Genomic DNA, 12,430 nt, shown 5'->3' with positions numbered 1-12,430 from the left:
CCCTTTCGATATGCGCCGGTTATCGGCACAATTCGCGTCCACTTTTTTCCGGGGGGCAGAATGTCCCTCACTGGCTGACCTTGCTGGGGCGACGAGATGATCCAGACGCCGTACTACCTCATCGACAAACAGAAGCTGCTGGTCAACCTGGAGAAGATCGCCTACGTGCGTGAAAACTCCGGTGCCAAGGCGCTGCTGGCGCTGAAATGCTTCGCCACCTGGTCGGTCTTCGACCTGATGCAGCAGTACATGGATGGCACCACGTCGTCTTCGCTGTACGAGCTGAAACTGGGGCGGCAGAAGTTCGCGGGCGAGACCCATGCCTACAGCGTCGCGTGGGCCGACGACGAGATCGAAGAGATGGTCGCCAACTGCGACAAGATCATCTTCAACTCCATTGGCCAGTTGGAGCGTTTCGCCGAGCGGACCTCGGGCACCATCCGTGGCCTGCGCGTCAACCCGCAGGTGAGCAGCTCCGACTATCTGCTGGCCGACCCGGCGCGTCCGTTCAGCCGCCTGGGCGAGTGGGACCCGGCCAAGATCGAAACGGTCATGGGGCAGATTTCCGGCTTCATGTTCCACAACAACTGCGAGAACGGCAGTTTCGAGTTGTTCGACAAGATGCTGGGCACCATCGAGGAGCGCTTCGGTCATCTGCTCGCGCAGGTCGAGTGGGTCAGCCTCGGTGGCGGCATCCACTTCACCGGCGAGGGCTACCCGATCGATGCCTTCTGTGCGCGACTGAAGGCCTTCTCCGAGAAGTACGGCGTGCAGGTCTACCTGGAGCCGGGCGAAGCGGCGATCACCCTCAGCGCCTCGCTGGAAGTGACCGTGCTCGACACGCTGTACAACGGCAAGAACCTCGCAGTGGTCGACAGCTCCATCGAGGCGCACATGCTCGATCTGCTGATCTACCGCCTCAACGCCAAGATGGCGCCCAACGATGGCGAACACACCTACATGGTGTGCGGCAAGTCCTGCCTGGCTGGCGACATCTTCGGTGAATACCAGTTCGACAAGCCGCTGCAGATCGGTGATCGCCTGTCGTTCATCGACGCCGCCGGTTACACCATGGTCAAGAAGAACTGGTTCAACGGCCTGAAAATGCCGTCCATCGTGGTGAAACAACTCGACGGTAGCGTCGAGGTGGCTCGCCAGTTCGAGTTCGACGACTACCTATCCAGCCTGTCGTGATATCCCCTGGGGTGGATGAGGCTTTGCTCGTCCACCCCGGTGCGGCGGTGAGGTGGACGCTGAAGCGTCGTCCACCCAACGGCTCGCACTTCCCTTGCAACGCAATACCTATCTAGAAACGCAGTACTCAGGAGGTGAAACAATTGAAGAAGAACGTTCTTATCATTGGTGCAGGAGGTGTCGCCAAGGTGGTGGCCCACAAGTGCGCGCAGCATAACGACGAGCTGGGTCGTATTGCCATCGCGTCACGGAACATCTCCAAATGCCAGGCCATCATCGACAGCGTACAGGCCAAGGGCAGCCTCAAGCAGCCCGGTGAGATCAAGGCCTATGCACTGAACGCCCTGGACGTGGAAGCGACCAAGGCGCTGATTCGTGAAACCGAGTCGCAGATCGTCATCAACGTGGGCTCCGCCTTCCTCAACATGTCCGTGCTGCGCGCCTGTATCGATACCGGCGTGGCCTATCTGGACACCGCGATCCACGAAGACCCGAGCAAGATCTGTGAAACCCCGCCGTGGTATGGCAACTACGAGTGGAAGCACCTGGCCGAATGCCAGGACAAGGGCGTGACCGCCATCCTCGGTGTCGGCTTCGACCCGGGCGTGGTCAATTCCTATGCCGCACTGGCGCAACAGCAGTACTTCGACAAGATCGAGTCGATCGACATCCTCGACGTCAACGCCGGCTCGCACGGCAAGTACTTCGCCACCAATTTCGACCCGGAAATCAATTTCCGCGAATTCACTGGCACGGTCTACAGCTGGCAGAACAGCCAATGGACCAGCAACAGCATGTTCGAAGTCAAACGCACCGACGATCTGCCGGTGGTTGGCGTGCAGAACCTGTACCTGACCGGCCATGACGAGGTGCACTCGCTGTCCAAGCACCTCGACGTGCCGAACGTCCGTTTCTGGATGAGCTTCGGCGACCACTACATCAACGTCTTCACCGTGCTTAAGAACCTCGGCCTGCTCTCCGAGCAACCGGTCAAGACTGCCGAAGGTCTTGAAGTGGTGCCGCTGAAGGTGGTCAAGGCCGTGCTGCCGGATCCGTCCTCGCTGGCGCCGGGCTACAGCGGCAAGACCTGCATCGGCGACCTGGTCAAGGGCACCAAGGATGGCCAGCCGCGCGAGCTGTTCATCTACAACGTAGCCGACCACAAGGAAGCCTACGTCGAGACCGACAGCCAGGGCATTTCCTACACCGCCGGTGTACCGCCGGTTGCCGCCGCCCTGCTGGTGGCGCGTGGCGAGTGGGACGTGTCGCGCATGGTCAACGTCGAAGAGCTGCCGGCCGAGCCGTTCCTCAAGCTCCTGGATGTGATGGGCCTGCCCACCCGCATCAAGGACGAGCACGGCGATCGTCCGTGGGACCAGGCCATCTGAGCCCGTCCCCAGCATGAAAAAAGGATCGCCTCGGCGATCCTTTTTCGTTTCAGGCCGGGCTCAGAGCGTGACCACGCCCAGCAGCACGGCGGCGGCCAGCATCACCAGGCTGATTCCCCAGGCCCACAGCAGGGTGTAGCGAATGTGCCGGTACAGTTCGACCCCCGCCAGGCCGATGGCCAGGTACACGCTGGGCACCACCGGGCTGATGCCGAAGCCGGTGTTCTCGCCGATCAGCAGCGCCTTGGCCACCGCAGCCGGGTCGACCCCGGCAGCCACGGCGACGTCGCGGATCACTGGCAGCAGGGCGAAGTAGTAGGCGTCCGGGGAGAACAGCATGCCCAGCGGTACGCCGAAGGCGCCGATGATCAGGTGCAGCCAGTTCGCCGAGCCGTCTGGCAGGATGTTGATCATCCAGTGCGCCATGCCGTCGGACATCCCGGCGCCGGCCAGCACGCCGAGCAGAATGCCGGCCGCGAGCATCACCAGGGCCATCTGCATGGCGTCGCTGGCGTGACGCAGCACGGCCTGGTTCTGCTCTGCCAGGCTCGGGTAGTTGAGCAGCAGCGCGATACCGAGGCCGACCATGAAGCAGGCGAACAGCGGGAAGGCGCCGGTGAACAGGCAGGCGAGGATGATCAGGGTCAGCGCCAGGTTGGCCCAGTAGCGCCAGTGGCCGAGGCTCAGCTGGCGGCTGTCGTCGGGCTGTTGCGCGGTCTCCGGCAGCGGCCCGCCGGCCACCCGGCTATCGCCGCTAATGCTGCGCTGGGCACGCAGGCCGAGAAACGCCGCCAGCGCCAGTACCAGGGCCAGACCCACCGCTTGTACCGGAATCAGCGCGATCCACAGCTGCGAGGCGTCGATGCCGGTCACCGCCGACGCGCGTGCAGTGGTGCCGCCCCAGGGCACCATGTTCATCACCCCGGCGCTGAGCACGACCAGGCACAGGAGCATCTCGCGCGGCATGCCCAGGCGCAGGTACAGCGGCAGCAAGGCGGGAATCACCAGCAGGAAGGTGGCGGCGCCGATGCCATCGAGGTGGGTCACTGCCGTCACCGCGACGGTGACCAGTGCCACGGCCAGCGGCTTGCCGCCCGTGCTGCGCAGCAGGAAGTTGACCAGCGGGGCGAACAGGCCACGCTCGCGCATGACCCCGAAGTAGAGGATGGCGAAGATGAACAGGGTGGCCGTGGGCGCCACGGCCTTGAGCCCGTCGGTGGCGAACTTGCCGATCTCGCTCGGGGTGAAACCGGCCATGGCGCAGGCGATCACCGGCAGGGTGACGAAGGCCACCAGCGGGCTGATGCGGCGCAGCAGAATCAGGGTGACGATGAGGAACATCAGGCCGAAGCCCAGGGCGGTGATCATGATGATCTCTCCGGTGTTGTTATTGTTGGAGACAGGGTGAGAGTGAGCGCTCAGTCGGGAGGCGGCAGCCTCAGGCCGAGCAGGGCGTAACTCAGGCTCTTGCCGTGACGGTCCAGGCCGGGACTGGCATTGACGCCACCTTCCAGGGCGTTCTCCACGACGAAGTTGAAGCCGCTCAGGTTGGGCAGCGCGTAGCGTGTCACCGCGCCGATGGCGCGATGGCCCAGGCAGGCCGCCACGCGCTCGCAGGTCAGCTCGCGCTCCAGCCAGGCGTAGTGCTCGGCGGCGAAGGCGAATACCGCCACGCTGAGGGTGTTGCCCTTGTCGCCCGCGCGGGCATGGGCGTAGTCGCACAGCAGGACGTCGATCATCAGAACCACTCCAGTCGTTGTTGCACCGCTGTGCGTTCGATAAGGAAGCTGGCCGTAGCGAGCGACTCGCCGATATGCCGGCGCACCCCGCCACCGCCGGCAGGGCCGTTGGTGTAGAGCGATTCGGCATCGAGCAGCAGGCGCTCCAGCAGCGCCTTGTCGTGATCCAGGAAGCTGATGCGCAGGCGCGCGTCCTGGCAGTCGGATGCCTGTGCCAGGCGCTGCTGCAGCCACTGGCCGGCGGCATCGTTGAACAGGCTGGCGACGCCGATGACATCGATCCATGGCGTGACTCGAGGGGCCAGCCTGGCGCAGCGTTGCAGCAGGATGTCGCGTGCCAGTGCGGCGCGGGCGGCCGCGCCTGGGCCGGCGTAGGAAATCTCCGCCTCGGCGAACCACTTGCCGCGCAGGCCGATCAGCCCCTTGAGCTGCGTGGGGCGTGGTTTGCCCTGTACGCCGCTCACCTCGACCTGATCGATGGCGACCTGGCGCACGCGCACCTGGCTCAGGTCCATGACCACGTCCGGCGTCAGGTAGGCGGCCGGGTCATGCACTTCGTAGAGCAGCTGTTCCTTGACCGTGCGCTCGGTGACGCAGCCGCCGGTGCCGGCCGCCTTGCCGATGACCACGCGGCCATCGGCCGCGACCGTGGCGATGGGGCAGCCGACGTTGGCCAGGTCCGGCACGTCCTTCACACCCGGATGGGCGAAGTAGCCGCCGCTGACCTGGGTGCAGCATTCGAGCAGATGGCCGACCGCCGTGGCCTGGGCGATGCGTTGCCAGTCATCGGCCGCCCAGCCGAAGGCATGACGCAGCGGGCCGACCGCCAGGCTGGGGTCGGCGACACGGCCGCAGAGCACGATGTCGGCCCCCTGGTCCAGTGCCTCGGTGATGCCATCGGCCCCGCTGTAGACGTTGACCGAGACCACCTCGCCATCGAGCGACGCGGGCAGCCAGCGTTGCAGCTCGATGCCGGCGTCCAGCAGGTCGTCGCCCAGTACGCAGGCGATGCGTGCCGCTGCGTGGCGCGTGGCGTCCAGGCGCTGGCGCAGGCGGCGGGCTGCGGCAACCGGGTTGGCGGCGCCGCCGTTGGTGATGATGGGGATGCCGGCGTCCAGGCAGGTCTCCAGCACCGGCTCGAGGAAGTCGAACAGGCGCAGGGCGTAGCCGCTCTGGGCGTCGTTGAGGCGGCGCAGCTGGGATTCGGCCAGGGTGCGTTCGGCCAGCAGCTCGAAGAACAGAAAGCGCCGGCCATCGCGAGCGGCGAGGTCGTTGGCCAGGGCCAGCGCGGCATCGGGACGGTCGTTGGCGAAGCCCGCCCCGCACCCGATATGGACTGTTGTGGTCATTGTCGATCCATTTAACGGTCAGGTCTGGGGCAAGGTTGACCTGTGGCGATTTAGTTGTGAATTCGAAATGTGATATGAATTAATAAGCGTGTTTTATAAGTTGCCTCGTCATGGATATCAGCTTCCGTCAGCTTCAGGCGTTCGTCCTGATCGCCGAACAGCGCAGTTTCAGCCGCGCCGCCGAACAGATTCACCTGTCGCAACCTGCGTTGAGCTACAGCCTGCGCAAGCTCGAGGACGCCCTCGGCCTGTCGTTGCTGGCGCGCAACACGCGCAGCGTGGAGCTGACCGATGCCGGCCTGCGTTTTCTCGAGCAGGCGCGGCGCCTGCTGCGCGACATGGACAACGCCGTGCACGATGCCCGCGAGCAGTTGCATCTCGAGAGCGGTTCGCTGCGCATCGCCGTGTTGCCGTCGGTGGCGATCGAGCCGTTGCCACGGGTGTTGCAGGAGTACCGACGGCGCTATCCCGGCATCGACATCAGCCTGTGCGATGGCCGTGCCGGAGAGATCCGCCAATGGGTGAGCGCCGCCGAGGTGGATTTCGCCATCACCTCGGCGGCGGACGATCTCGGGGCGCTGGATTTCCGGCCGCTGTACGACGACAGCCTGGTGCTGCTGGTACGTGGTTCGGCTCGCCTGCACGGCAAGGCCCTGCTGGCTGCGCTGCGCGAGCAGGACTACATCGCCACCACCCGTGACACCAGCCTGCGCGGCATGGCCGATGCCACGTTGCAGCGCATGGGCCTGCTGCGCGAGCCGGCGTGGGAGGTGGCCTACATGAGCAGCGCCGCGGCGCTGGCACGCTCCGGGCTGGGCTATGCGCTGCTGCCGGCGAGTGTCGCCGATACCTTCAACGGCGATGGCAGCCTCGCCGTGCACGTTCTGGCCGAGGCGCCCGTGCGCAGCATCGGCCTGCTGCAGCGCAAGCCCTGCTACCTGAGTCCGCCGGCGCAGGCCTTCGTCACGCTGCTGCAGCAACTGACGCGGGGTGCTCAGGGACTATCCGCAGGCGTCGATTCACGCGACAATCCCACCTCTTTCAACTGACTGCACTGGATACCGCTGGTTTGAACACCGAGCTGCGCCGTCGCGCCTACCTCGATGCCATGCAGGTGGCCACCTGGCTGCCGCGTACCGAGCTGCCTTTCGCCGCGCCGTCGCGTCAGGAACTGCTCGCGCCGCCGCCCGCTGAAGAACCGCAGCCGGCGCAGGCCGAGGCACCGCTGGCGGCCGTCGAAACGGTACGCGAGGCGCCTGCCGAGCGCCCCAGGATCGAGATTCCACGACCAGCTGCTCAGCCGCGTCAGGCGGCTGTCGAGACGCCCGTCGCCGCGCCGGAGGCGGTCGAGGAGAAGCCGGCGCGGGTCAACGTCCTGCCGCCGCGCTTCGCCCTGCAGCTGCTGCGTGCCGGCGACTGCGCGCTGCTGGTGGAGCTGCCCACTGGCGAGCCCTTCCAGAGCCGTGACCCGGCCTACATTCTGCTCAAGGACCTGCTGCGTGCCGCCGGCCTGCCGGACAGCCCGCAGCTGCTGGGCGAGCCGGTGCGCTGGCCGCTGCTGGTGCGCGGCAACATGGACCAGGGCCCGCAGGCGGCGCTGGAGTTCGTGCAGAGCTTCGTTGCTGCACGCCTGGAAGAGCAGCCAAGCGTCTGCCTCTGGCTGGTCGGCCTGCCGGCCATTCGCTTCGCCGGTGAAGCTGACGAGCACAGCTACAACCGCGAGTTGCAGATCGATGGCCTTGGCGCCTGCTGGGCGTTGCCGGGCCTGGAACTGCTGATGGAAGAGCCCACGCGCAAGCGCGAACTGTGGCAGGCCATGCGGCGTGTCCGGCAGCGCTGGCTGGCAGCTGCTCGTTCCTGAGAATCCCACCTTTGCGCCCGAGTGACGCCCCATGAGCGATGCGATTTCCTTCCGCCCGATGACCGAGGCGGATCTCGATGCCGTGCTGAAAGTGGAGTACGCCGCCTTCAGCCACCCGTGGACGCGCGGCATCTTCAGCGACGCGCTGAAGTCCTACAACTGCTGGTTGATGTTCGAAGGCGGTCAGCAGGTCGGTCATGGCGTGATCAACCTGATCCTCGATGAAGCGCACCTGCTCAACATCACCGTCAAGCCCGAAAGCCAGGGCCGTGGCCTGGGCCTGTGCCTGCTCGAGCACCTGATGAAGGAGGCCCACGAGCTGGGCGGGCGCGAGTGTTTCCTCGAAGTGCGTGCCAGCAACCAGGGGGCCTACCGCCTGTACGAGCGTTTCGGCTTCAACGAAGTGGGGCGCCGCCGCGACTACTACCCGGCCGTGGGTGGTCGCGAAGACGCCCTGGTGATGGCCTGCACCCTGGTCGAGTGAGACGTTTCGGCGTCGGCGTTCAGCCGGGATGCCCGTCCAGCCGCGCCCGGCACAGCATGGGCGCGTAGTTCAGGCTGAACAGGGCGAACGCCATCCCCCAGCACAGCGCCGCCAGCCACAGCCAGTCGCCGCCGGCCGCGACCCGGAGCAGTGCACCCAGGTTGATCAGGGCGAAGGCCCAGGCCATGGCCCTGGGAGGCTGCAGCGGACGCCCGGTATGCCCGAGGCTGACCCGCGCCATCATCGCCAGGATCAACCCACCCATCGCCCCCACTGCCAGTGCGTGGCTGGCCAGGCTGGCCTGGGGCAGCCAGCCCAGGTGCCAGGCTGCCATGCCGAGGGCGGCCAGCAGCAGCCAGGCATAGGCCAGGTGCAGCGACCAGAGCAACGGCACGCGCCAGATGCCGGGCAGGTACCAGCGCCACAGGCGCAGGCCGTGCAGCGTGGCCAGGCCGACGAACAGCGTGGCCAGCCAGGGCTGCGCCTGCAGGCCGTATCCGCTGGCATTCAGCGCGGCGGCCAGCACGCCACCGAGCAGCAGCGCGCGGTCCTGCCAGGGATGGGAGGCGAAGGCTTCGCTGCGGCCCAGGCCGCGCTGGGTGAAGAAGGGGATCACCCGCCCGCCGATCAGGCTCAGCAGCACGGCGATCAGCCACAGGGCGGCCAGTGCCCCGCGACGTTGCAGGTCGTCGTCGCCCTGCGCCAGGCCGGCGAGGGTCAGTGACTGGCACAGGGCGAGCAGGGCCAGCACCAGCAGGATCGGGTAGTTGTTGCGCTGCCTGGCGCTGATCAGCTGGCGCGCCATCTGCACGATGAACAGACCGACGAAGGCCAGTTGCAGGCCGATCAGGACACCCGGCGGCACGGGCACGAACCAGGCCAGGCGTGCAGCCAGCCACAGCCCGAACAGGGCGATCAGTGGCCGTCCGCTGAGGCCGGGGCGTCCCGTCCAGTTCTGTACGGCCGTGAGCAGGAAGCCGGCGATGATCGCCAGGGCGAAGCCGAACGGCATCTCGTGGCGGTGCCAGGCCAGCATGCCGCCGGGCACCGTCACGAGGCTCACCGCACCCTGCAAGGCCAGGGCCCAGAGGGCGATGGCGAGCAGGGCGAAGACGGCTCCGGCGAGGAAGAAGGCGCGAAAGCCCAGGCGCCAGAGCGGCAGTACCGCCAGCGCCTGTTTGCGATCAAGCAACTGCATGCGTACCCGCTCCTTCTGCCAGCCGCGCCTGGGCGATCAGGCGCAGCACGTAGCCGATCTTCAGCACGCTCGGGCCGATCAGCGTCAGGCTGTGTGCCAGTACCAGCGCGGCGAGGTTCAGCTGCTTGTCCAGGCCGTAGGCCGCGACCAGGCCCAGGATCAGAAGCAGCAGGCCGGCCCAGAGCAGGCGGGTGGACAGCAGCAGGATCTGTACGGGTGGAAGATTGAGCGGGTACATGATTCACCTCCTGATCGATCAGCTGTCCAGTGCCGAAGCCGGGCCGAAGAACTCGTAGCGGCTCTGTTCATCCGGTACGCCCAGTGCCTGCAGATGGCGCTTGACCTGGGCCATGAAGGGTTTGGGGCCGAGGAAGTAGGCGTCCAGGTCGCGTTCGGCGGGCAGCCACTGCTCGAGCAGCTCCTGGCTGAGGTAGCCGGTGGCATCGGCCTGGTCAGCGGCGCCTGGCTCGCTGTAGCAGACGTAGTGGCGGATCTGCGGGTGCTCGGCGACCTGTGCGTCGACCCAGTCGCGGAAGGCATGCACGTCCGCATTGCGCGCGCAGTGGATGAAATGGATGGGCCGCCCGGAGTGGCGCGCCGCGTCGAGCATCGCCAGCGCCGGCGTGATGCCCACGCCTGCAGTGATCAGTGCCAGCGGTTTGTCCGACTCGCTCAGGGAGAAGTCGCCGGCAGGTGGGAACAGGTCCAGCTCATCGCCTTCCTGGACGTTGTCGTGCAGGTGGTTGGAAACGCGCCCGCCCAGCTCGCGCTTGACGCTGATGCGGTACTCGCGGCCGTTGGCCAGGGCCGACAGCGAATAGTTGCGGCGGACCTCCTCTCCGTCCAGCAGCAGGCGCATGCCGATGTACTGGCCCGGCAGATAGTCGAGCAGGGGCCCGCCATCGACCGGTACCAGGTGGAAGGAGGTGATCTCGTCGCTCTCGCCGACCTTGCGAGCCACCCGGAAGCGGCGCGCGCCACGCCAGCCGCCGGGGGCTGCGGCGTTCTGCTGGTACAGCTGTTCCTCGGCGCCGATGAAGATGTCGGCCAGTTGCTGGTAGGCCACGGCCCAGGCGTCGATCACCGCATCGGTGGCGACTTCGGCGCCCAGCACTTCGCGGATGGCGCGCAGCAGGCAGCCACCGACGATGGGGTAATGCTCCGGCAGGATCTGCAGGGCAACGTGCTTGTTCACCACCTGCTTGACCAGCGGTCCCAGGGCCTCGAGGCGGTCGATGTGACGGGCGTACATGAGCACGCCGTTGGCCAGGGCGCGGGGCTGATCGCCGCTGGCCTGGTGGGCCTGATTGAACAGCGGGCGCACCTGCGGAAACTCGCTGAGCATCATCCGGTAGAAGTGAGTGGTCAGCGCTTCGCCGCCGCTTTCCAGAAGCGGGACGGTGGCTTTGATCAGGTCGCGTTGGGTGGTGGTGAGCATGGGGAGGGTCTCCGCAAGGCAAATAAAGGCGCCGGGGTGGCTCGTCTGGCCATTGCCGACGTGCTAGCGTTAGCGCTCTATTCGTTCCATTAAGCGTGCCATTTATTTTGTTCTTACAAATCAATGGCTTATATGTTTTGCGGTATTTATGACAGCAACTCTTCTTGTGTCATAAAGACTTCTGGTAGTCGATATGACCACTAATCCCTTGCTCGAAACGCTGATCCCCCTGGTCGCCGACCTGTCCCGCGAACTGGACGATGGCGAGCGCTACCGGCGCTTGCTGGCCGCGTTGCGCCGGCTGTTCCCCTGCGATGCGGTGGCGCTGCTCAAGTTCGATGGCGAACTGCTGTTGCCGGTGGCGGTGGAGGGGCTGAGTGCCGATACCCTGGGGCGGCGTTTCAGGATCAGTGAACATCCCCGCCTGGCGGCACTGGTGGAGCATCGTGGCCCGACCCGGTTCGCCGCCGACTGTGGCTTGCCCGACCCCTACGATGGGCTGGTCGACGGCCTGCACGGTCACCTGGAGGTGCACGACTGCCTGGGCTGTCCGCTGTACCTGGATGATCAGCTGTGGGGCCTGCTGACGCTGGACGCGCTCGACCCTTCGAGTTTCGCGCGCGTCGACCTGGACAGCCTGGATGCGTTCGCCAGCCTGGCGGCCGCCACGGTCAAGGCCAGCGAGCGCATCAGCGGCTTGGCCCAGCGCGTCGAGACCGAGCGCCAGCTCACCGAGCTGTACAAGCAGGCACGTCAGCAACCGCGCGAGCTGGTGGGGCAGAGTGCGGCGTTGCGCAAGCTGCAGGATGAGATTCGCCTGGTGGGCGACAGCCCGCTCACCGTGCTGATCACCGGCGAAACCGGCGTCGGCAAGGAGCTGGTGGCCGAGGCCATTCATGCCGCGTCACCGCGTGCGCGGCGGCCGCTGGTCAGCCTCAACTGCGCTGCGCTGCCCGATTCGCTGGTGGAAAGCGAGTTGTTCGGCCACGTGCGTGGCGCCTTCTCCGGCGCGGTGAACGAGCGCAGTGGCAAGTTCGAGCTGGCCGACGGCGGCAGCCTGTTCCTCGACGAGGTCGGCGAGCTGCCACTGGCGGTGCAGGCCAAGCTGCTGCGCGTGTTGCAGAGCGGGCAACTGCAGCGGGTCGGCTCGGACCGCGAGCATCGTGTCGACGTGCGGGTGATCGCCGCCACCAACCGTGACCTCGCTGCCGAGGTGCGCGCCGGGCGTTTCCGCGCCGATCTGTACCACCGCCTGAGTGTCTACCCGCTGCCTGTGCCGCCGCTGCGTGAGCGCGGCCGTGACGTGCTGCTGCTGGCGGGGTACTTCCTCGAAGAGAATCGCGCGCGTCTCGGCTTGCGCAGCCTGCGCCTGGCGGCCGAGGCGCAGAAGGCGCTGCTGGCGCATGACTGGCCGGGCAACGTGCGCGAGCTGGAGCATCTGGTGGGCCGTGCCGCGATCAAGGCGCTGGCGCGGCATGACGAGCGGCCGCGCATTCTCAGCCTGGAGGTGCAGGACCTGGACCTGCCGACCGGGGCGGCGAACAGCGCCGTGGAGGCGACGCTGGCCAGTGCAGAGCCGGTGCCGGCAGGCCTGGAGCTGCGCACGGCGGTGGATGCCTTCCAGCGCCAGCTGATCGAACAGTGCCTGGCGCGTCATCACGGCAAGTGGGCCGATGCGGCGCGTGAGCTGGGGGTGGATCGAGCCAACCTCAGCCGCCTGGCCAAGCGCCTGGGCATTCGCTAGCAGGCTGCTAAGTCGGGGCCGATGCTCGGCGTGGC

Annotated in this window: 12 protein-coding genes; 6 read left to right on the top strand and 6 right to left on the bottom strand. The window is 66.6% G+C overall.

What is annotated here, in order from left to right; genetic code table 11:
* Positions 1–96 precede the first annotated feature (96 nt).
* Both FIV02_RS18930 and FIV02_RS18925 read left to right on the top strand, forming a co-directional pair.
* Positions 97–1,194, top strand: coding sequence for a carboxynorspermidine decarboxylase (locus FIV02_RS18930; protein WP_152489493.1), 1,098 nt, complete (start codon positions 97–99; stop codon positions 1,192–1,194).
* 143 nt (positions 1,195–1,337) lie between these two features.
* Complete coding sequence (locus FIV02_RS18925) at positions 1,338–2,582, top strand: saccharopine dehydrogenase family protein (protein ID WP_037055960.1); 1,245 nt, start codon at positions 1,338–1,340, stop codon at positions 2,580–2,582.
* A gap of 60 nt (positions 2,583–2,642) precedes the next feature.
* Here FIV02_RS18925 and FIV02_RS18920 read toward each other — a convergent pair whose 3' ends face one another.
* From FIV02_RS18920 to FIV02_RS18910, 3 genes are read right to left on the bottom strand one after another with little or no spacing between them, the layout of a single operon-like run.
* Positions 2,643–3,950, bottom strand: a complete 1,308-nt coding sequence (locus FIV02_RS18920) for a CitMHS family transporter (protein WP_152489492.1) — start codon at positions 3,948–3,950, stop codon at positions 2,643–2,645.
* 50 nt (positions 3,951–4,000) lie between these two features.
* Positions 4,001–4,321 (bottom strand): hypothetical protein, encoded by a 321-nt coding sequence (locus tag FIV02_RS18915; RefSeq protein WP_152489491.1) that lies wholly within the window; start codon positions 4,319–4,321, stop codon positions 4,001–4,003.
* Complete coding sequence (locus tag FIV02_RS18910; RefSeq protein WP_152489490.1) at positions 4,321–5,670, bottom strand: acyclic terpene utilization AtuA family protein; 1,350 nt, start codon at positions 5,668–5,670, stop codon at positions 4,321–4,323. Before FIV02_RS18910 ends, FIV02_RS18915 begins: the two co-directional genes overlap by 1 nt.
* Before the next feature lie 110 nt (positions 5,671–5,780).
* Between FIV02_RS18910 and FIV02_RS18905 the strand changes: the two genes are divergently transcribed.
* Genes FIV02_RS18905 through rimI form a run of 3 tightly spaced genes read left to right on the top strand, consistent with a single transcriptional unit; the run spans position 5,781 to position 8,015 of the window.
* Positions 5,781–6,719 carry a LysR family transcriptional regulator gene (locus FIV02_RS18905; RefSeq protein ID WP_037055965.1) on the top strand — a complete coding sequence of 313 codons (939 nt, stop codon included), beginning with the start codon at positions 5,781–5,783 and terminating at the stop codon, positions 6,717–6,719.
* 20 nt (positions 6,720–6,739) lie between these two features.
* Entirely contained in the window at positions 6,740–7,531 is a 792-nt protein-coding gene (locus tag FIV02_RS18900; protein WP_152489489.1) for an energy transducer TonB, read from the top strand.
* A gap of 31 nt (positions 7,532–7,562) precedes the next feature.
* Positions 7,563–8,015, top strand: coding sequence for a ribosomal protein S18-alanine N-acetyltransferase (rimI, locus tag FIV02_RS18895; RefSeq protein ID WP_037055967.1), 453 nt, complete (start codon positions 7,563–7,565; stop codon positions 8,013–8,015).
* Positions 8,016–8,034: 19 nt separating this feature from the next.
* Here rimI and FIV02_RS18890 read toward each other — a convergent pair whose 3' ends face one another.
* Genes FIV02_RS18890 through hmpA form a run of 3 tightly spaced genes read right to left on the bottom strand, consistent with a single transcriptional unit; the run spans position 8,035 to position 10,651 of the window.
* Positions 8,035–9,213 carry an NnrS family protein gene (locus tag FIV02_RS18890; protein ID WP_152489488.1) on the bottom strand — a complete coding sequence of 393 codons (1,179 nt, stop codon included), beginning with the start codon at positions 9,211–9,213 and terminating at the stop codon, positions 8,035–8,037.
* Entirely contained in the window at positions 9,200–9,451 is a 252-nt protein-coding gene (locus tag FIV02_RS18885; protein WP_047586807.1) for a hypothetical protein, read from the bottom strand. The genes FIV02_RS18890 and FIV02_RS18885 overlap by 14 nt, the downstream gene beginning before the upstream one ends.
* Positions 9,452–9,469: 18 nt before the next feature.
* A complete protein-coding gene (gene hmpA, locus FIV02_RS18880; protein ID WP_152489487.1) occupies positions 9,470–10,651 on the bottom strand; it encodes an NO-inducible flavohemoprotein in 1,182 nt (393 codons plus the stop codon).
* Positions 10,652–10,844: 193 nt separating this feature from the next.
* On the opposite strand from hmpA, the gene norR reads away from it, so the two are divergent.
* Positions 10,845–12,395, top strand: a complete 1,551-nt coding sequence (norR, locus tag FIV02_RS18875; RefSeq protein WP_152489486.1) for a nitric oxide reductase transcriptional regulator NorR — start codon at positions 10,845–10,847, stop codon at positions 12,393–12,395.
* Positions 12,396–12,430: the final 35 nt, after the last annotated feature.

The sequence above is a fragment of the Pseudomonas sp. THAF187a genome, assembly GCF_009363395.1.
GTDB classification, from domain to species: Bacteria; Pseudomonadota; Gammaproteobacteria; order Pseudomonadales; family Pseudomonadaceae; genus Aquipseudomonas; species Aquipseudomonas khazarica.
Note: the sequence above shows the minus strand (reverse complement) of the source record. Positions and strands in the feature narration are given on the sequence as shown.